The organism is Pseudoalteromonas sp. Scap25 (assembly GCF_013394125.1).
In the GTDB taxonomy this organism is placed as follows: Bacteria; Pseudomonadota; Gammaproteobacteria; order Enterobacterales; family Alteromonadaceae; genus Pseudoalteromonas.
In genome coordinates this window covers 2,633,037-2,650,942 of record NZ_CP041327.1, presented here as the reverse complement: position 1 = coordinate 2,650,942, position 17,906 = coordinate 2,633,037, and the positions used below count along the sequence as shown (strand labels likewise).

General features: G+C 40.2%; 20 protein-coding genes. 10 read left to right on the top strand and 10 right to left on the bottom strand.

Going from position 1 to position 17,906, the window contains the following annotated elements:
• Nucleotides 1-77: 77 nt before the first annotated feature.
• Complete coding sequence (gene sfsA / locus FLM54_RS12310; RefSeq protein ID WP_178956511.1) at nucleotides 78-797, bottom strand: DNA/RNA nuclease SfsA; 720 nt, start codon at nucleotides 795-797, stop codon at nucleotides 78-80.
• A 144-nt stretch (nucleotides 798-941) separates the two neighbouring features.
• Between sfsA and pepB the strand changes: the two genes are divergently transcribed.
• Both pepB and FLM54_RS12300 read left to right on the top strand, forming a co-directional pair.
• Nucleotides 942-2,240 carry an aminopeptidase PepB gene (gene pepB, locus FLM54_RS12305; RefSeq protein WP_054201839.1) on the top strand — a complete coding sequence of 433 codons (1,299 nt, stop codon included), beginning with the start codon at nucleotides 942-944 and terminating at the stop codon, nucleotides 2,238-2,240.
• A gap of 175 nt (nucleotides 2,241-2,415) precedes the next feature.
• Complete coding sequence (locus FLM54_RS12300; RefSeq protein ID WP_010387648.1) at nucleotides 2,416-2,982, top strand: phosphoribosyltransferase; 567 nt, start codon at nucleotides 2,416-2,418, stop codon at nucleotides 2,980-2,982.
• A 49-nt stretch (nucleotides 2,983-3,031) separates the two neighbouring features.
• Here the strand turns inward: FLM54_RS12300 and FLM54_RS12295 are convergent, their stop codons facing one another.
• On the bottom strand, nucleotides 3,032-3,688 hold the full coding sequence (locus tag FLM54_RS12295; RefSeq protein WP_076918373.1) for a Crp/Fnr family transcriptional regulator: 657 nt from the start codon (nucleotides 3,686-3,688) through the stop codon (nucleotides 3,032-3,034).
• 278 nt (nucleotides 3,689-3,966) lie between these two features.
• Between FLM54_RS12295 and FLM54_RS12290 the strand changes: the two genes are divergently transcribed.
• The gene (locus FLM54_RS12290; RefSeq protein WP_138609166.1) at nucleotides 3,967-4,203 is read left to right on the top strand and encodes a YgjV family protein; all 237 of its coding nucleotides are present in this window, start codon (nucleotides 3,967-3,969) and stop codon (nucleotides 4,201-4,203) included.
• Between the two features lie 25 nt (nucleotides 4,204-4,228).
• Here the strand turns inward: FLM54_RS12290 and FLM54_RS12285 are convergent, their stop codons facing one another.
• The 5 genes from FLM54_RS12285 to FLM54_RS12265 form a co-directional block, all read right to left on the bottom strand.
• Entirely contained in the window at nucleotides 4,229-5,917 is a 1,689-nt protein-coding gene (locus FLM54_RS12285; RefSeq protein WP_178956510.1) for an amidohydrolase, read from the bottom strand.
• A 203-nt stretch (nucleotides 5,918-6,120) separates the two neighbouring features.
• The gene (locus FLM54_RS12280) at nucleotides 6,121-6,357 is read right to left on the bottom strand and encodes an EF-hand domain-containing protein (RefSeq protein ID WP_178956509.1); all 237 of its coding nucleotides are present in this window, start codon (nucleotides 6,355-6,357) and stop codon (nucleotides 6,121-6,123) included.
• Between the two features lie 8 nt (nucleotides 6,358-6,365).
• Entirely contained in the window at nucleotides 6,366-6,602 is a 237-nt protein-coding gene (locus FLM54_RS12275) for an EF-hand domain-containing protein (protein WP_178956508.1), read from the bottom strand.
• Nucleotides 6,603-6,757: 155 nt separating this feature from the next.
• On the bottom strand, nucleotides 6,758-6,985 hold the full coding sequence (locus FLM54_RS12270; protein WP_076918368.1) for a hypothetical protein: 228 nt from the start codon (nucleotides 6,983-6,985) through the stop codon (nucleotides 6,758-6,760).
• A 12-nt stretch (nucleotides 6,986-6,997) separates the two neighbouring features.
• Nucleotides 6,998-7,231, bottom strand: a complete 234-nt coding sequence (locus FLM54_RS12265; protein WP_138609158.1) for an EF-hand domain-containing protein — start codon at nucleotides 7,229-7,231, stop codon at nucleotides 6,998-7,000.
• 304 nt (nucleotides 7,232-7,535) lie between these two features.
• Here FLM54_RS12265 and FLM54_RS12260 point away from each other — a divergent pair, with 304 nt between their 5' ends.
• The 5 genes from FLM54_RS12260 to FLM54_RS12240 are packed head-to-tail and all read left to right on the top strand — an operon-like array spanning nucleotide 7,536 to nucleotide 12,563.
• Nucleotides 7,536-8,990: a HAMP domain-containing sensor histidine kinase gene (locus FLM54_RS12260; protein WP_178956507.1), complete on the top strand. Its 1,455-nt coding sequence runs from the start codon at nucleotides 7,536-7,538 to the stop codon at nucleotides 8,988-8,990.
• 1 nt (nucleotide 8,991) lies between these two features.
• Nucleotides 8,992-9,504, top strand: coding sequence for a hypothetical protein (locus FLM54_RS12255; RefSeq protein ID WP_178956506.1), 513 nt, complete (start codon nucleotides 8,992-8,994; stop codon nucleotides 9,502-9,504).
• A gap of 2 nt (nucleotides 9,505-9,506) precedes the next feature.
• Nucleotides 9,507-10,856, top strand: coding sequence for a sigma 54-interacting transcriptional regulator (locus tag FLM54_RS12250; RefSeq protein WP_178956505.1), 1,350 nt, complete (start codon nucleotides 9,507-9,509; stop codon nucleotides 10,854-10,856).
• Nucleotides 10,857-10,875: 19 nt separating this feature from the next.
• Nucleotides 10,876-11,376: a DUF1543 domain-containing protein gene (locus FLM54_RS12245; protein ID WP_010387662.1), complete on the top strand. Its 501-nt coding sequence runs from the start codon at nucleotides 10,876-10,878 to the stop codon at nucleotides 11,374-11,376.
• 35 nt (nucleotides 11,377-11,411) lie between these two features.
• Nucleotides 11,412-12,563 (top strand): murein transglycosylase domain-containing protein, encoded by a 1,152-nt coding sequence (locus tag FLM54_RS12240; protein ID WP_178956504.1) that lies wholly within the window; start codon nucleotides 11,412-11,414, stop codon nucleotides 12,561-12,563.
• A gap of 5 nt (nucleotides 12,564-12,568) precedes the next feature.
• Here the strand turns inward: FLM54_RS12240 and FLM54_RS12235 are convergent, their stop codons facing one another.
• The gene (locus FLM54_RS12235; RefSeq protein WP_036981490.1) at nucleotides 12,569-12,787 is read right to left on the bottom strand and encodes a hypothetical protein; all 219 of its coding nucleotides are present in this window, start codon (nucleotides 12,785-12,787) and stop codon (nucleotides 12,569-12,571) included.
• A 135-nt stretch (nucleotides 12,788-12,922) separates the two neighbouring features.
• Between FLM54_RS12235 and FLM54_RS12230 the strand changes: the two genes are divergently transcribed.
• A complete protein-coding gene (locus FLM54_RS12230) occupies nucleotides 12,923-14,176 on the top strand; it encodes a multifunctional CCA addition/repair protein (RefSeq protein ID WP_178956503.1) in 1,254 nt (417 codons plus the stop codon).
• 535 nt (nucleotides 14,177-14,711) lie between these two features.
• The gene (locus FLM54_RS12225) at nucleotides 14,712-15,008 is read left to right on the top strand and encodes a hypothetical protein (RefSeq protein ID WP_138570845.1); all 297 of its coding nucleotides are present in this window, start codon (nucleotides 14,712-14,714) and stop codon (nucleotides 15,006-15,008) included.
• Nucleotides 15,009-15,022: 14 nt separating this feature from the next.
• Here FLM54_RS12225 and pdsS read toward each other — a convergent pair whose 3' ends face one another.
• Nucleotides 15,023-17,158: a proteobacterial dedicated sortase system histidine kinase gene (pdsS, locus tag FLM54_RS12220; protein WP_178956502.1), complete on the bottom strand. Its 2,136-nt coding sequence runs from the start codon at nucleotides 17,156-17,158 to the stop codon at nucleotides 15,023-15,025.
• Entirely contained in the window at nucleotides 17,152-17,847 is a 696-nt protein-coding gene (gene pdsR / locus FLM54_RS12215) for a proteobacterial dedicated sortase system response regulator (RefSeq protein WP_178956501.1), read from the bottom strand. Before pdsR ends, pdsS begins: the two co-directional genes overlap by 7 nt.
• Nucleotides 17,848-17,906: the final 59 nt, after the last annotated feature.

Below are 17,906 nucleotides of genomic sequence, written 5' to 3'. Positions count from 1 at the left end.
ATAAAAACAACTTATTTTTACTTTTTGACTAAGTATTTTTTTGGCGTAGCGCAATACCAACGTTTAAATGCGCGCTTTTACTCAACAAACGCCACTTTCTCAACTAAAGTTACTTCACTAGCAGAAATATGGGCTTTATAAGCTAATATTTCTACGCCTTGCTCAATCGCTTCGCTTAGTAATTGTGCATAGGTTGAATCTATATGTGCCGCCGCACTCACTTGTGTGATCCCTTGATGTAGCACCGAAAATAGTAATACCGCACGATGCCCTTGTTTTACCATTTCGATTAATTCACGAATATGCTTTTGCCCACGAACTGTTTGCGCATCAGGGAAGTAACCTTGGCCGCTTTGTGGATGCTCTTCACTTAGGAGAGTCACTGATTTAACTTCAACATAGCAATTGGCTTTACTGCTGTGGGTAAGTAAAAAGTCGATGCGGCTGTTTTCACTGCCATACTTCACTTCACTTTGGACTTGTTGATAGCCTGTCAGCTCTTTAATCACTTCAGCGTTAATCGCTTCTTCTACTACTTTATTAGCAACGGCTGTGTTTACACAAATAAGCTGTGATAAGTTATTTTGCGTCAGCTCTAATGACTGTGGGTACTTTCGTTTGGTGTTACTGCTGGTGGAATAAAAGGCATTAAAACCAGAGTCTGCACAGCCCGTCATTTTCCCCGTATTAGCACAGTGAGCGGTAAAAGTGCTGCCATCACTGAGCTCTAAATCAGCTAAAAAGCGTTTGTAACGTTTTAATAACGTAGCAGATTGTAATGGCGGGGTGTATTTCATTAATGACTTCCTTATATAACCAGAGTTCAGGTTAAGTAAAATAAGACTTTGCGGTCTATTTGAGGTTATTTACCGCAAGCTGTTGGGAACTTAGGCGCGCTATAGTAAACTCAACCATACATTTAAGTGCAAGGATATTCTAACATGAGTGAAAAATTTGTTGTTCAATTAAGCGAGCAATCGGCACCAGGACACTGGGGCGAAAGTGCGTCACTATCTTTTAACGAACACGGCGCAACGGTTCATTTATCTGAGCAAGAAACATTAAAAAACGTGCAAAAAGCGGGTCGTACTATTGCAAGCCAAGGCATTAAAAGTGTTGTGCTTGAAGGCGATGTTTGGTGTACAGAGAGCCAATGGGCATTTTACCAAGGCTTTGTATCACCAAAAGTACTGCACGGTGTTGAGTTTGTTGATAATGCACAATCTGATTTAAAAGAACTTGCTGATTTAAAAGCTTCAGCAACGTGGGCACGTGAAATGGTTAACGGCACCGCCGATGACATTTACCCAGAGAGCCTAGCAGAAAAAGCGGCTGAATTTATTCAATCACTGGCACCAGAACATGTTAGCTACCAAATAATAAAAGGCGATGCGCTATTAGAGCAGCAATGGATTGGTATTCATGCTGTAGGTCGTGGTAGTGAACGCCCACCTGTATTACTTGAGCTTGATTACAACCCAACTGGCGATGATAACGCACCAGTAAGCGCAGCACTTGTAGGTAAAGGTATTACATTTGACTCAGGCGGTTACTCAATTAAATCTAGCGAAGGCATGTTAGGCATGAAGTGCGACATGGGCGGAGCTGCAACGGTAACTGCAGGTTTAGCGCTGGCCATTAATCGTGGTGTAGAAAAGCGCATTAAGCTGTTTTTATGTTGTGCAGAGAACTTAATTTCCGGTCATGCATACAAACTAGGTGACATTCTTACCTACAAAAATGGCACAAGCGTTGAAATTGTAAACACAGATGCTGAAGGCCGTTTAGTATTAGCTGATGGCCTAATGGCGGCAGGTGAGACGGGTGCACCACTTATTATTGACGCAGCAACATTAACGGGCGCAGCCCTTGTTGCCGTTGGTCAAGAATACAACGCGTTATTTGCCCTTGATAAAGAGCTAGTACGTGAAGTAGAAGACTTTGCATCACAAGAAATGGAAGCCGCATGGCCATTACCGCTTGAAAAGTGGCATCAACAAAACTGCCCATCACCGTATGCCGATACAGCAAACAGCCGTGCACAAAAAGGCGGTGGCTATGGTGGTGCTTCAAATGCAGCAGGTTTCTTATCTCGCTTTGTGCCAAACGATGGTAAAGGTTGGGTACATATTGATTTAGCGGCAGCATTTAATATGGGTGGTGGTACTAGTCAGTGGGCTTCAGGTGCAACTACACAAGGTATGCGTACAGTAGCGCGCACCTTGCTTGAAAAAGCATAATCAACTCAGACTAAGCAATTAGTTAAAAAATAGGTGCCTAAGGGTGCCTATTTTTTTATCCGCCATACAAGCAATTTTGTTTTATTTACGGTAAAATCCTTCGCCAATACGTGTTTGGGCATCTATTTCATTTAAACCTCGCTCAAATATTATACATACCACTGGGATCCTTACTATGTCAGAAAAGTGCTATATCACGGCTCAACAATTACTTGAAGATTCATTCCGCGTAGCGGCACAAGTGTATAAAGATGGCTTTCGTCCAGATTTTATTATTGGTATATGGCGCGGTGGTGCTCCAATCGGGATTGCAGTTCAAGAATATTATGACTACAAAGGCATAGAAACCGATCATATTGCGGTGCGTACGTCGTCTTATTACGGTATTGGTAAGCAATCAAAAGAAATAAAAGTACATGGTTTACACTACATAGTTGAAAACGCGAATGCGGGTGATTCATTACTGATTGTGGATGATGTATTTGACTCAGGTCGAAGCATCGTGGCGCTAAAAGAGAAGCTCTCTGAGCTAATGCGTTTAAACTTACCGAGTGATATTCGTATTGCTTGTCCATACTACAAGCCAAAAAACTCAAAAGTAGATACAGTGCCAGATTACTACATTCATGAATCTGAAGAATGGTTAGTATTCCCGCATGAATTATCAGGGTTAACGCCGGATGAAATTATTGAAGGTAAATCTGATTTAGCTAAAATCCACGATATTTTACTTGAAAAATAAACGTGACTTTGCTCAATAAAAAAGGCCTTAATGGCCTTTTTTATTGTCTTTAAAGTTGTGCAAAGCTATCTACATATTCACTGAGTTTAGGAATATCGACAGCTTGCAGCCCTTGGGTGCTTCGTTGCACTAGATTTTTCTCTACCAACTCACTCACTACCCGTCGGTATGCACGTTCAGTGGTTGCAAAGCGCTCAGCTTCTGCATTTACCGTAGGATAGGCGCGCAATAAAGTAGGGTTGTTATTTTCTGCACGTAATAAGCAGTCTTTAGCAATGTTGTAGCTTAAGGGAAGCAACAGTTTATCTAAGTTAATCTTTTGATTTTCTTGGAACTTAGCAGCAATTGTTTGCGCCGTGTATAGGCTCAATTCTGGTTTGTCGAGCAATAATGAACGCCAATGCTTTAGCTCAATAAGATTGTACGTAACATCACTGAAGCAGGTTACCGTATAAATACACGGGTTATTATTCAGTGCTTCAATTTCACCAATTAAAGTGTTGTTGCAGTCGAGTTGACCAAGCAGCAGGCGTCGACCATTCCCCACATCGTAACTAAACGATACAGTACCACTTCGCACCAATACCAACTTAGTGAGTGGTTGGTCTTGCTGTATTAATATTTCTTTTTTTGATTGCTGATAACTACTGCCGGCAAATGTCAGCAGCTGTTCAACAAGGTAACTGGAAAAATGGTATTGAAACATCAATCATGCTCTTCGGACAATTGTCCTATTTATTACACCTTAATGACGATAGCATTAAGATTAAGAATTTACGCTAACTTACCCACGCCGTTATTTATTTAATGGCGTTAAATGGCCTTCATTCTACCGTGTAATGATTAAAAAATTGTGGGTAAAACCAGCATATTTTAAGGTTTTATTGGTAAGTTAGCTTTTTTATTTAAACTGCTACGTAGCAGTTTTTAATAATGTACTAAAATTTAGCTGGTAATATTAACCTAAAGCCTAGGAGAGAACAATTGAGTTGGGAATATTTAGGTTATTTAGCATCTGCATTATTAGTTATATCCTTGACCATGACCGATGTGACCAAACTACGTTGGTTTAATTTACTTGGCTGTATTGCGTTTACTTTTTACGGTGCAGCAATCGGTTCTGTGCCGGTGGCATTTGCTAACGGCTTGTTAGCTCTGGTCAATATTTATCACATTATTAAGTTATATCGTCAGTCTAAGGCTGATACAAAAAAGGGTTAACTTTTAAGTTAACCCTTTTTTGTTTTTACTCAGACTTTGCTGAATCTTTTTGGTAGCGTAATTTACCGGCAATCCACGTTTCCAGCACCTGAGTTTTGTAAAGCTGCTCAATAGGCACTTTAAAGTAGTCTTGATCAATCAGTATAAAATCAGCCCATTTACCTTGCTCCAAACTACCTACTTTAAATTCTTGATGCGCTGCATACGCGCCGCCAAGGGTAAAGGCACGCAATGCATCTTCCCTGCTCAAAACTTCACTGGCGCGCCAACCGTTTTCAGGCAGTTGATTATGATCCATGCGCGTTATCGCAGAATATAAACCATCAAACGGGTTCGCCAGTTCGACAGGGTAATCAGATCCCGCCGCAATCGTTGAACCTTGGTCTAAAAATGTTTGCCAAGCATAAGCGCCTTGTAGTTGCTTGTCGGTTAAACGCTGCTCAGCCATATGCATGTCTGATGTGGCATGCACAGGTTGCATAGATGGAATTATTTTCAGGGTTTTAAAGCGCGGGATATCCTCTGGCGAGACTATTTGTGCATGCTCCATACGATTGCGCAGTAGTATGCCACCGGTTTGTTTAAATACATTTTGATAAGCATCTAGCACAATTTTATTTGCTCTATCGCCAATTGCATGCGTGTTAGCGCTAAAACCATTTTTAAAAGTCAGGGTAAATAGTTCCTCTAGCTTTTGTTGGGTTTCAAGCATAAGGCCAAAATGGTTGGCTCTATCAGCGTACTCTTCAATAAGCGCAGCACCACGTGACCCTAATGCGCCATCAGCATAAATTTTTACACTGCGGATAGATAAAAAGTCCTGTGCATCTTGATAACGACCCGCTTTAAGCATAGCGCTTAAGTCGGGGCTTGCTGCACTTAACATCGCTACAATTCTAAGCGGTAATGTGCCTAACTCGGCGCGTTGTTTGTAAACTTGCCATGTGGTTTTATCAATACCTGCATCATGAGTTGAGGTAATGCCTAGGCTCAGTAAGTGTTTACCTGCGGCATCTAATGCATTACTGACCGATTGTGCAGACGTTGCAGGCATATGTTGAGTAACCAAGGTTTCTGCTTTATCGATAAAAATGCCGGTGGGCTTACCAAACTCATCTTTTATAATTTCTCCGCCAGCTGGGGCTGATGTGTCAGCGTTAATATTGGCAAGTTCTAATGCTTTTGAGTTAACCCAAATGGCATGACCATCTACTCGCGATAAAATAACAGGGCGATCGTTAACTGCTTTGTCTAAGTCAGCGGCCGAAGGAAAGCGAGTATTTGACCATAGTTCTTGATTCCAGCCTCGACCAATGATCCAACCTTCTTTATCTTTGGAAAATTCCTTGAGTTTAGCGGTTACTTCATCTACGGACTTTGCACCGCGCACATCAAGTTGCGACAAATTATTACCTAGCCCGATGACATGTCCATGCGCATCAATGAGCCCTGGGAGTAGAGTTTTTCCTTTCGCGTCAATTAGGGTTGCACCAGGAAAGCTATTTTTTAAGCTGTCTGGACCTGTTTTAACTACTTTGCCATCTTTTATAACTAAGGTTGTAAATGTGTTTACTTCGCCATGGCGCATTTTTCCTTTATACAAAGGTGAGTAGCCATTAGCATTATAAATGACTTGAGTTTGTGCTATTGCCACGCTAGTGACGGCACAAAGGCTTGCTAGTAATATCGGTTTTATTATTTTTATCAGTTGCATAAGACGCACATTGTTATTATTTGAACTATCACAGTAGCAAACTCAAATTTAGAATACCAATAGCATAATTTATTAAGCGTCGTATAAGTCAGCTTTTAGCTAAAGCAAGCAACAAGTTAAGGGGGAAATAGGATGTGTTAACAATGGGAGTTAAACCTTCTCAAGCTTGATATTGTTAACCAAGCTTTGTTTGAGGAGGCAATTTATTTACTGGCGTACAAACTGTATTCGCTTAATGATAATTGTGTGTCTTTGTCACGGTCATAACTGCCAAAGCGTGACCATAAAGCAGGATCGCTGGCAGCTTCAGAGCGAGTTAAAAAGCCATCTTGGTTGCGGTCAAGTTTTTCAAATTTTTCGGCAATATAACTGCTTGTTGCAAAACTCATACAGCTAAAAACAGTCAGTGTTAGTAAAATAATATTTTTAAAATGCTTCATATAAATGCTCAGAACAGGTTAGTGGTTAAGTAGTTTTTAAACTCAGCTAAAGAAATTCTGTTGTCTTGATTTTCATCCCAATTTGAAAATGAGTTTAATAGCTGAGGCTGAGCAGCAAGCTCGCTGTGGGTTAAATATCCATCATTATTTGTATCTAAATGCTCAAAGCGTTGCTTTACATCAAGTGCCAATGCACTTTGGCTGATAAAAAGTAAAGCACCAATAAAGGGAAGCAGTATTCTCATAGTTGGCGTTCCAAGGTGTATTTAAATTGCTGCAGTATTGAAAGAAAGCACTTGCCATAATTTAACTCCCAACATTAAATCCGTTTACACACTCCCTCAGGGATTATGGCAAATGCTTTTAACTCTATATTACAAAACGAAACTTGAATCTAAGCTTAAAGTTTAAAGTTATCGAACTCTTTTTTAGAAATCATCTCGTTATTGTCTTTGTCTAAATCAGTAAATTGCTTGAGTAGCTGTTTATCTTGTTTAGCCTCTGTAAGCGATATTTGGCCATCCATATTTTTATCTAAATGCATAAAACGTACATTTAACGACGATGCCAATGCCGTCGCGCTAATAGCCAAAAATAGTAGTGAAAAAGCACCAATTAATTGTTTCATAAATATACTCCTTTATTTTACAAACTGTTTAAATTCATCGAACGATAATTGTCCGTCTTCATTTTTATCTATTTGTGCAAAATTCTCATGCAGTAATGCATCTTCACCAGCTTCCGCTTCACTTAATGTGCCGTTGCTGTCCTTATCTAGGCTGTAAAATGCTGTGTTCACATCAAGAGCAAATGAATGGATACTTGTGAAACATAACGCTATTAATACAGTCGATTTTAAATAACCTTTAGTCATTCCTTGGCCTTTAAAAATTAATATTTATAAGCGTAATACAATTATGGTGCCAGTTTTTATTTTTATTAAAAATCATAGGTTTAACTTTCTAGCGTATTTTTAATAGGTAATATTTACCGACGCTTGTGTGTTTTATGCAACATTTTCTCAGTTAGGGTTTTTTACTATTTTTAAATCAAGTGCTTAACTTGTCGCAATTGTGCGACATTGCAACGGTTTTACTCTCAAAAATGTATTTGGTTCAGCGAGTGTATAAGTTGAACGCTTAATAATAGAGCGCTTAAAAGTAGTGAAGGATTAGTGTATGCCTGTAATCATGGCTGAAAAATATAAAGCATTGGTAAATTGGCGTCCTAATTTGATTGGCCAGTTTGTAATGAGCATGCTGTTGTCACTCTTGCCTTTGTCTATTGTGGTTATTGTATTTTTAAATGTATTAAATAAACAATTAGCGGTCACGCAGCAAATTGTCAGTAATAACTACCAAGTAACCAAGTCGTTTAATGCTCTTAAACAAGAGCTCAACAGTTTAGAAAGGGCAACAAGGCAAAATTGGGTTTTAAAAAGCGATTCACTCGATAAACTTATCGTGGATAAATGGCAGTCATCGCTGGACAATATAAATGAGCTTAAACAGCTTTCTAGCAGCCAGCAAAGTACTCAACAATGGCAAAGGTTAACAGATACGCTAAAAGCAGCGCATACCAAACTGGTGGTTGAAGCTCGTGAGCAAGCAGAGTTGTTTGTGCCAATTAGTGAAATACTGGCAGATCTAACAATGTGGCTTCGCGAAACCAATGAAGCCAAAATCACTCAAAACCAAATTAAACTGACAAATTTACAAGCCTCCTTTATAAACTGGTTAGTGGCACTTACGCCTTTAACCTTACTTGTTGGGGGTGGGTTTTTATGGCGGATAAGTGGCCGTTTAAAAGGTTTAACCTCCGTTATTGATAAATTAGGCCAAGGAGATTGGCAGCAAAAAATATCGGTGCAGGGATCTGCTGAACTTATTGAACTAGGTAACAAATTGCAGTGGGTGCAAGCGCAATTGCATATGCTAGAGCAGCAAAAAGATACGTTTTTACGCCATGTTACTCACGAGCTAAAAACACCCTTGGCCTCTATGGTGGAGGGCACTGAATTATTAGCCGATGAAATTGTTGGGCCGATTAATAATGAGCAAAAAGCAGTGCTTGGGTTAATCAGTCAATCTATGGTGCGATTACGCACTATGATAGACAGTTTGTTAAGCTATAACGCGATTCGAACCAGTAAAGATAATGTGAGTGAAGTGGAATTTAACCAGCTCATTAAAAAGGTAAGTAATCATTTTGAACATAGGTTAAACGCACGAGAGCAGTCGCTTATTTGGCACAATAGCTTACCGACAGTTGCACTTAATTTACCGAGAGAATTAATTGAAATGATTTTAATTCAGTTAATCTCTAATGGTTTAAAGTTTTCAAAGCCAAACCAAGCTGTGTCGATTAGTTTAAGTTTAGAAAGTAATAACTTAATTATACAGGTTGCTGATGAGGGCTGTGGTATTAAAGAGCATGAAAAAGAACATGTTTTTGGCGCTTTTTATCAAGGTAAACACAGTAAAGAGATTAGTCTTCAAGGCAGTGGTTTAGGCCTTACCATAGTAAAAGAGTCGGTTGAACAGTTACAGGGTAAGTTAACTATTGAGCATAATGAGCCGCAAGGCTGTCGATTTAACATTGTCATCCCCTATAAAAATAAAGGAGTTAAATAATATGTCTGCGCGTTTAATGGCTATTTTATGGCTAACCAGCAGTCTCGTTTTTTTATCTGGGTGTGAATTAACAAACACTCAAACACCAGCTAAACCTGAGCTAATAGCTCAAACTCAGCCCAATCCAAAGCCGCGGCCAAAACTAGATCTTATGTATCCGCCCGCCGCGCAAGTTATTGCATGGCATGCCCATCAATGTGGTGGCTTTAAATTAACGCCTGACAATAAAACTTACTTAGGGGAGCAAGCACTTAAGGCATTTTTTAATACCGCATGCGTCAACCTTAGTCGCGACCCTGATACTGTTATGAGTCAATTGCTTAAGCTAGATCAGGCTTACTATTGGCCAGACGATATAAAACACTATTTATGGCTGCAAAAGCAGCAGGTGTTAATGCAAATAAATGCCAAAAAACAACAGCAAGCATTAAACGCTGAAATGCAAAAAACCTTATCGTCATTAGCTGCAATCGAACAGCAACTTTTATTACGTGAAGAAACCAAGGAGCAGTAACTATGTCAGTCACACTTCCATCAAGCGCTAAAGTGTTACTCGTTGATGACGATGCCAGCTTACTGCAGTTACTGGCAATTCGAATTCAATCAAAAGGTTATGAAGTAACAACCAGTGATAGTGGCATGAATGCATTACAAATACTTAAAAGCCAAGTATTTGATGCGGTGATCACCGATTTAAGAATGGATGAAATGGATGGAATGGCACTGCACCGACAATTGCAAAGCCGCTACCCAGCACTACCTGTAATTATGATGACGGCTCATGGTTCAATTCCTGATGCGGTAGAGGCGACTAAGCAAGGTATTTTTGCCTTTATTACTAAGCCAGTTGATAAAGATGAGCTATTCGATAGCTTAGCTAAAGCCATAGAAATACATGGGGTGAATAATGATGATATTACTCCGCAAAGCAATATTGTTACTCGCAGTGGCGCTATGCTGCATTTGCTAGAGCAAGTTAAATTACTAGGTCCTACTCAGGTAAATGTACTTATTTCTGGTGCTAGTGGTACGGGCAAGGAGCTGCTTGCACAGGCAATTCATCAGCACAGCCATGTTAGTGATGGCCCATTTGTGGCTATTAACTGTGGTGCAGTCCCTGGTGAGTTATTAGAATCGGAGTTATTTGGTCACAAAAAAGGCGCATTTACAGGGGCGGTAAAAGATCACCAAGGCCTGTTTCAGCAAGCGCAAGGGGGGACCTTATTTTTAGATGAAATTGGTGATATGCCGCTAAATTTACAAGTTAAGTTATTACGCGTGCTGCAAGAAAAAACCATTCGCCCAGTCGGTTTTCAAGAAGAGATCCCCATTAATGTGCGAATTGTTTCAGCGACCCATAAAAACCTGCCTGAAGCTATTAGCAATCAAGAGTTTAGAGAAGATTTATATTATCGTCTAAACGTAGTAAATCTCAAACTTCCTCCGCTGCGAGAACGCCGTGAAGATATTAGCTTATTAGCTAACTTTTTTAGCGCTAATATTGCAAAACGTATGGAGCAAAAAGAAAAACGTTTTGCAAACGATGCCATGCATGCATTGGTAAGGTATGATTGGCCTGGTAATATTCGTCAATTACAAAATGTGGTGGAGCAGGTAGTTGCCTTAACACCAAGTGACGTTATATCTGAACATTTAGTGCTTAGTGCGTTAAATAGCAATGAAAATAACGTTGAGCCACTTTCGCTTAACGACGCTAAAAAAGAGTTTGAGCGAGATTACGTTATCAATACCCTGAAAATGGCAGGGGGTAATGTGGCCGAAGGTGCCAAGCTTGCCAAGCGTAATCGTTCTGATTTTTATAAGCTAATTAAAAAGCATGAAATTGACGTAGATAGCTTAATATAATTTAAAAAAGGAAGTGAGCATGCAGTTATTTATGGTGTATTTAGGTGGGCGTATTCAAGGTTGCCACATAGAAATGCACGACGTACGCTTTGTGGTAGGTCAAAACATTGAGCAAACTTATAGCAAGCTTAAAAGTCAGTGGGTAGGCGACAAAAATAGCGTACACATGGATAGCTACATGGCGGTTAATCACATTGATGGTTATAAAGTCGAGGTAGTTGATAGTTATGTAGAGCAAAATAAGCAGCTTTATTTTGTTAACTTAGGTGCTTACAGAAGCGACTCACTAGCAGAGCAACACGACTTTGCTTTGTATGTTGCCAGTAGTAGTGAAGAAGCAAAACAGCGCGCTAAAAATGATTTACTCGCAGGGCTTAGCCATCTACATAAAGATGATTTACATGACGTTGATGATTGCTTTGCTATCGACTTACTCGATAGCCAGCTTAATATTAAACTAACCCCAAGTGGTCAAGCACAAACAATTAAACCTGACTGGTTTGGTTATCATGTATTATAATAAATGAGGATTTATTAAGTTTATTAGGATGTTGTGTGAAAAAGTATGCGTTTATACTTTTGCTAGTTGGCTTAAGTGGCTGTAAATCAATGTCGGGTTTACCGCCCGTTGTTGATTTAAATAAACTGGTAAAGCAAGTAAAAAACGATCCTACTGACGTGGTTGCAATTCACAAGCAAGCACAAAAAACACACCGTTCTATTAAGGCACAGGTTGGTAGCGTAAAACAGCTTTTAGCCGCATTAGAAAGCGTTGTTGGGCGCAAGTGGGGTAAACAAAACACTCAGCAACCTAGTGCCAAAAAATACGTAAAATACAGTAATGATTACCAAGCTCGTGCCATTATTGATTTTGAGCAAGGCACTGTAAAAGTAGAAACCATCGCGTTAAAAAATACAATAAGCTTGTTACAGCAGGCCATTGTTATGACCTTACTGACCTCTAGCGATCCCGATAAAACCGATATTTTTACCAGCGAAGCGCCCATTTTAGAAGGTGAGCCGTTTTTATACCAACAAGTGCTCGATCAAGATAAGTTACCCATAAAATATAGCTGGCGTGCTAATCGATTTGCGCGTTATTTAGTAAATAATAACTTAAAAAAGCAACGTCAATATGGGCACGTTATTTCGTCGGTTAGTTTTGATTTAGTCGAGCAAAATGCCCATTTAAGAAAACAAAAATACAGTGACTATGTGCTGGCGGCTGCAAAAAAATATCAAATATCGGCAGCACTTATTTATGCCATTATTGAAACCGAAAGTAGCTTTAATCCACATGCGGTGAGTTCATCCAATGCCTATGGATTAATGCAAGTGATCCCGGCTACCGCAGGGCGCGATGTATACCAAAAAATAAAAAAAGTATCCGGGCAACCAACCAAAGCTGTATTGTTTAATCCAAAACATAATATTGATATTGGCAGCGCCTATTTAAGTATTTTAAAAAATAACTACTTAAACAAAATTAGTACCGACAAAAGTAAGCACTTTGCCATGATCTCGTCTTATAACGGCGGGGCGGGTAATGTACTGCGCATATTTAATAAAAATAGAAGTGTGGCGTTTTCACAAATAAATCAGCTTACTGCAAGCCAGTTTTATAATATTCTCACCACTAAGCACTCACGTGCAGAATCAAGACGCTATTTATACAAAGTCACTAAAGCAGAAAAAAACTATCAGTAACTTATTTACTCATCATTTTCTTGTTGTTCACTTTTGGCTGCCATTTTAAAGGCTACTATTACTAAGCCAAACATAGCAAATGGAATTGCAGCTAACAAATACTCAACCAAATGGCTATCTTGAAAATTAGCCTGTAGCAAGAAATGCCCTGCAACACACATAATAATAACCACCAAAAGGATGGGCAGTAACATAAGTTCTTTTTTTGCTGAGTGGTTTTTCATTCGCTGTTAGGTATTAAAAAATAATGCGCTATTGTAATGAGCTTAATAAAGCTTGGCAAACAACACAGATTTTTTAATGACTATTAGGTATGATTAACATCAAAGAAAAGCTTAAAAGTAGTGGTTGGGAATAAAGTGCAACAGAGTTTAAAGCAAGTTTACCTAGTGGGTGGAGCAGTGCGAGATAAACTGCTAAACATACAATCAAAAGATAATGACTATGTTGTTATTGGTGAAACGCCAGAGACAATGGAAGCACTCGGATTTTTACCCATTGGCAGCGATTTTCCGGTTTACTTACACCCAAACACTAAAGAAGAATATGCACTAGGGCGCACTGAGCGTAAAAGTGGTAAAGGTTATACCGGCTTTGTGGTGGATGCCAGCCCAAACGTAACCCTTGAAGAAGATTTAGCACGCCGAGATTTAACCATTAACTCTATGGCGCTAGACGAAAACGGCACTATTATTGATCCATTTAATGGTCAAGCTGATTTAAAAAATAAAATACTGCGTCACACCACCCAAGCATTTGTAGAAGACCCTGTTCGGGTATTGCGTATTGCTCGCTTTTTAGCGCGTTATGGTAGCGACTGGTCTATTCATCCAAGTACTACTGCATTAATGCATGAGCTTAAAAATAAAGGCGAGTTGGAACATCTAGTACCAGAGCGAGTCTGGCTTGAAACAGAAAAAGCGCTTGGCGAAAAACACCCTGAGCTTTATTTTCAAGCATTAGATGGGTTAGGTATTTTTCCTGAAATAGAACAGATGAAAAATACCCCGCAGCCGGCAAATCATCATCCCGAGGGCGATGTGTTTGTCCATACCATGCTAGTCCTTAGACGAGCAGCCGATTTAGGCTTCAACCTAGAAACTCGTTTTGCTGCTTTAACCCATGACTTTGGTAAAGCGCTAAGCTATAAAAAACGCGGTAATTTACGCGGCCATGAACGTGAAGGGGTTGCTGTAGTTGAGGCCTTTTGTGAACGTTTAAAAGTGCCTAATCGCTTTCGTGATATAGGCGTGCTTACCAGTGATAACCATACCCTTTGTCACACGCTTGAACAGTTAAGACCGCAAACTATTCATAAATTAATCGTCACTAATTTAAATGCGCTAGTGCATCCAGAGCGTTTTATTGCCTTTACTCAAGCGTGCCAGTGTGATGCACAAGGACGAGGCGAAACGCTGGTGGATAAGCCCTATCCACAAGCCGCTAAATTACGTGCTATTCACAACGAACTACAAAAAATGGATAAAAAACAGATAGTGCAAGACGCGCTTAAAAGCGGCAAAAAAGGCCCCGAAATAGGCGAAACGGTCAAACAAGCTGAAATAGACTGCATTAAAGCGTTTTTAAACACTAACACTCTCAAGGTCACTTAAACTGATTATAATATTGCATTAAGTCATTTTTAAACGTCCTTGCTATAACTAGGGTCTGTTGACCTTTCAAGGTTGAATTTGCAGCAGTCTGTTTGGTATTTAGGCAAGGCAGCGCCTATGTAGTGTGGTTATTCCCCATAAATAGGCGGTAACGTAGCATCAATGCCAAACGGGCGCTGCCCTTCGGGTTCTGCCTAGGAGCGATTTACTATTTGTTGCCTACATGGATGTAGGTAAGGGGCGTGAGCAGGACGCGGAAGCTTTGCTCGGTTTTTACTTATTCTTACATGGATGTAAGCCAGTAGAATAACGCAGGAGCAGTTATCGAGCCCACTAGGCTACAAACCTCGCGCCGCGATTAAACCGCCCCTAGTTTGAACAAATTTTAATCGCAAAGGTCAACAGACCCTAGGACGTTTCAGCCTTTTTTGCTCGTCACTTTTACCAAATAGCGATACAATTGAGTTTGCTTATCATTCTTAATAGTGAAAGCTGCATATCCATAATTGTATTTATCTTAAAAGGACTTAATTTAATGACACCAGAACAAATTAACGCAAAATTAGCGATAAGCGAAGCTGAAAAAAAACGAGTTCTTGAAGATGAGTTTGAAAAACACTCACCTAAACCCTTTGATATTTTTAAGGGATTATTTGGCAGTTTTGCTTATATCGCATTTGTTTCATTGATGTTCCCAGACGTATTAGCTCAGCCTAGTTTTTATCTGTTGTTACTACTTATCTTAACTATAAAAGTTGAGGCGCAAGCAAAGGTGCAGCAAGCGCATAAGCGTATGGATACTTTGTATCGCTTGTTAAAAAAAGAGGCATAGCTTCTAGGGAACCTTTAGTTATTAAGTGGTAAGCTCACAGTAAATACCACCCCATTACCTTGCTCATTATTGTGCGCTGTTACTGTACCTTTGTGGTAATCACACACTAGTCTTACAATATAAAGCCCTAAGCCTAAATGCGGTTGTTGCTGCATTTGTTGGCTGCGCACCGATACCATAGAATCAAAAATATGTTCAGTAAGTCCCTCAGGCAATAAAGTACCTGTATTACTTACCGTTAAGGTTGCTTTGTTTTCATTTTGCTTAAGGCTGACTTCAATTGCTGTGTTAGCTTCACTAAATTCCAAGGCATTATTAATTAGCTTATCGAGCAGTTGCGCTATAAATTCAGGGGCACCTTGCATTGGCAGTGTGCTTTGGCAAATGTTGAGTGTAAATAACTGGTTAGTATAAGTAAGTTGGTAGCCCTGCATACAGCCACTAATCACTTTTTGTAAATCAAACTGCTCTGGCTCATTACTTTGAATACTTTGCTCAAGGCGGGTAGCTTCGCTCATAGTGGTAATTATTTTCCCTAAGCGCTCAACCCCTTCGCTGGCACGTTCAAGGTATTTTTGACTCAGTTCACTTTGCTGCAAGCTTTGTAAGTTTTCAAGAGATGAACGGACAACCGCAACCGGTGTGCGCAGCTCGTGAGATAAGCGCGACGACATATTTTCTAAATAATCGGTATAGCCACCAAGTCGGCTCACTATATTTGAAAAGCTACGCGACAGATCGCCAATTTCGTCATTGGCATCGCTGTAATTTATATGGCCCGTTACTCGTCCTTGCGCATCAATGGCTTGCTCTGCTGTATCTCGTAGTCGCCTAATACGGCTCGATATACGCGAAGCAAAAAAGAACAAAGTGACTGTGCCAATTAACATGACCGCTAAAATCACATTAAATAGTTTTTCCAGCGATTTATTACGCAGTGTACGCACGCCATTGGTGGTTTCTTCAGCTATAACTGCCCCAATAACCTTATCCTCAATCCAAATAGGATACGCAGCCGATAATATTACCGCTTTGTTATCGGGAGTGAGTCGCCAAGACGAGGCCGGTTGACCTTTCAGTGCTTTGGCTAAATGAGCGCCTTGCATTGAAGCTACATCGTGTAAGGTATCTATAAATTCATCTTCAGGACGCGTTAAAATTTTATAATACAAAGGATGTAAATAGGCCTGTTCAAAGCGCTGCCACGCAGTTTTTGGCGCTTGATTTTTTAGCCCATCGGCCCATACGCCATCGGCATTTTGAATACTGCCCGATTGCGCTAATACACGGTGATGATTATCGACCACCCATATGCGACTGCCGCTGTGTCCCATGCCTTTTAATATACGGTTTATTTCAGGGGAGGGCACCAGTACCGAACCTAAATCATTCGGGTTATTTAAGTTCGATGTAGACATAATACTAGGGGTTTGGTTTGGTTGTTTACTATCAACATCGGCAATGGCAAATCCCAGTTTATTGCCAAGCATACTCAAAGGAAAGCGCAGCTCAAGGTTATAACCTGTTTCAGTTTTTTTAAAGAAACCCTGAATTTTAGTAAAAGGCATTTTACTGTTGGCATCAAATGCGTTGACCCAGCCATCTTGGCGCGGAGCAATAATATAAGTATTAAATTGCCCATCAGGGTTTTTTAGGCCAATTTTTACATAGTCATTATTGGTAATGCTGAGGCTGTTTTTAGCACGGTAAATTACAGTGTCATCTGTGACTTTAAATACAGCATATAAGTAATTATCAAACTTACCTACCATGTGGCTAAATGATAAGTTGTTCAGTTGATGGTTATCATTGGCTGTTTGTAAGTAGCGTTTGTCATACAGCCAAAATAGCGATTGGTAAGCGTCCCAGTCGCTGAGTTTACCATCGAGCTGAATTGGGCTTTTTAAATTATAAGCATAGAGATCGCGGCCTTTTACAACTTGATCTAAAAAGTTGGTTTGTTCGTCAAATAAAGCGGGGCGTTCGTGCAGGGCTGTTGCCAGTGCGCGTGTAGTGCCTACGAGCGTTTTTTCTTGGCCTTGGCGTAAAAACTTTTCCATTTCCCATACGTACTCGTAGCCTAACCATGGCAACAAAAACAAAAAGCATGAAAGTAGAATAAATTTACTGCGTAGGCCAAATCTCAGCATGTGGGTTGCTCCCACCTGTAACCCATGCCATACACGGTATCAATGCAGTCAAACTGGCTATCGAGTGCTATAAACTTTTTGCGAATGCGTTTTACATGGGAGGTAATGGTGCTGTCGTCTACATAAATTTTAGCATCGCTCATTAACTCATTACGGCTTTTAACGTGGCCAGGTCGTTGGGCGAGTGAGTGCAGCATCCAAAACTCAGTTACGGTTAAATCAACCAACTGTTGCTGCCAAAGCACCTGCATGCGTTGCGTGTCGAGTGTTAGTTGACCGCGAATTATTAATGCGTTGGCATCGGCGGGTTGCTCTAATGCTTCCATGCGGCGAAATAGCGCACCAATACGCGCGGCTAAATGCGCTAAGCTAATATCTTTGGTTAGGTAGTCATCGGCGCCCATGCGCAGGCCGCATACGGTGTCTATTTCGCTGTCGCGAGCGGTTAAAAAAATAATTGGTAAGGTTTTAGAAAGTGAACGCAGTGTTTGGCACAGTAAAAAGCCGCCATCTATTTCATGGCCTAAGCCAATATCAACAATGGCTAAATCGGGGAGTGCTTCTTTAAAAGCTATTTCTGCTTGAGTGCGGTTTTCATAACCACTTACCTGATAGCCTTGAGCGCTCAGCATTTCTATGTAGTTTTCGCGAATGGCAGTTTCATCTTCAACGATAGCTATTTTTTTCATTCTACACACCCTTATTTATTTTAAAGCGCACTATAACGAAGTTTTCGTGCTAAGTAAGG

Excerpts from the sequence above, each read along its gene's own strand:
- sfsA (WP_178956511.1), bottom strand. The coding sequence starts at position 797 with ATGAAATACACCCCGCCATTACAATCTGCTACGTTATTAAAACGTTAC.
- pepB (WP_054201839.1), top strand. The coding sequence starts at position 942 with ATGAGTGAAAAATTTGTTGTTCAATTAAGCGAGCAATCGGCACCAGGA.
- FLM54_RS12300 (WP_010387648.1), top strand. The coding sequence starts at position 2,416 with ATGTCAGAAAAGTGCTATATCACGGCTCAACAATTACTTGAAGATTCA.
- FLM54_RS12295 (WP_076918373.1), bottom strand. The coding sequence starts at position 3,688 with ATGTTTCAATACCATTTTTCCAGTTACCTTGTTGAACAGCTGCTGACA.
- FLM54_RS12285 (WP_178956510.1), bottom strand. The coding sequence starts at position 5,917 with ATGCAACTGATAAAAATAATAAAACCGATATTACTAGCAAGCCTTTGT.
- FLM54_RS12280 (WP_178956509.1), bottom strand. The coding sequence starts at position 6,357 with ATGAAGCATTTTAAAAATATTATTTTACTAACACTGACTGTTTTTAGC.
- FLM54_RS12275 (WP_178956508.1), bottom strand. The coding sequence starts at position 6,602 with ATGAGAATACTGCTTCCCTTTATTGGTGCTTTACTTTTTATCAGCCAA.
- FLM54_RS12270 (WP_076918368.1), bottom strand. The coding sequence starts at position 6,985 with ATGAAACAATTAATTGGTGCTTTTTCACTACTATTTTTGGCTATTAGC.
- FLM54_RS12265 (WP_138609158.1), bottom strand. The coding sequence starts at position 7,231 with ATGACTAAAGGTTATTTAAAATCGACTGTATTAATAGCGTTATGTTTC.
- FLM54_RS12260 (WP_178956507.1), top strand. The coding sequence starts at position 7,536 with ATGCCTGTAATCATGGCTGAAAAATATAAAGCATTGGTAAATTGGCGT.
- FLM54_RS12255 (WP_178956506.1), top strand. The coding sequence starts at position 8,992 with ATGTCTGCGCGTTTAATGGCTATTTTATGGCTAACCAGCAGTCTCGTT.
- FLM54_RS12250 (WP_178956505.1), top strand. The coding sequence starts at position 9,507 with ATGTCAGTCACACTTCCATCAAGCGCTAAAGTGTTACTCGTTGATGAC.
- FLM54_RS12245 (WP_010387662.1), top strand. The coding sequence starts at position 10,876 with ATGCAGTTATTTATGGTGTATTTAGGTGGGCGTATTCAAGGTTGCCAC.
- FLM54_RS12235 (WP_036981490.1), bottom strand. The coding sequence starts at position 12,787 with ATGAAAAACCACTCAGCAAAAAAAGAACTTATGTTACTGCCCATCCTT.
- FLM54_RS12225 (WP_138570845.1), top strand. The coding sequence starts at position 14,712 with ATGACACCAGAACAAATTAACGCAAAATTAGCGATAAGCGAAGCTGAA.
- pdsS (WP_178956502.1), bottom strand. The coding sequence starts at position 17,158 with ATGCTGAGATTTGGCCTACGCAGTAAATTTATTCTACTTTCATGCTTT.
- pdsR (WP_178956501.1), bottom strand. The coding sequence starts at position 17,847 with ATGAAAAAAATAGCTATCGTTGAAGATGAAACTGCCATTCGCGAAAAC.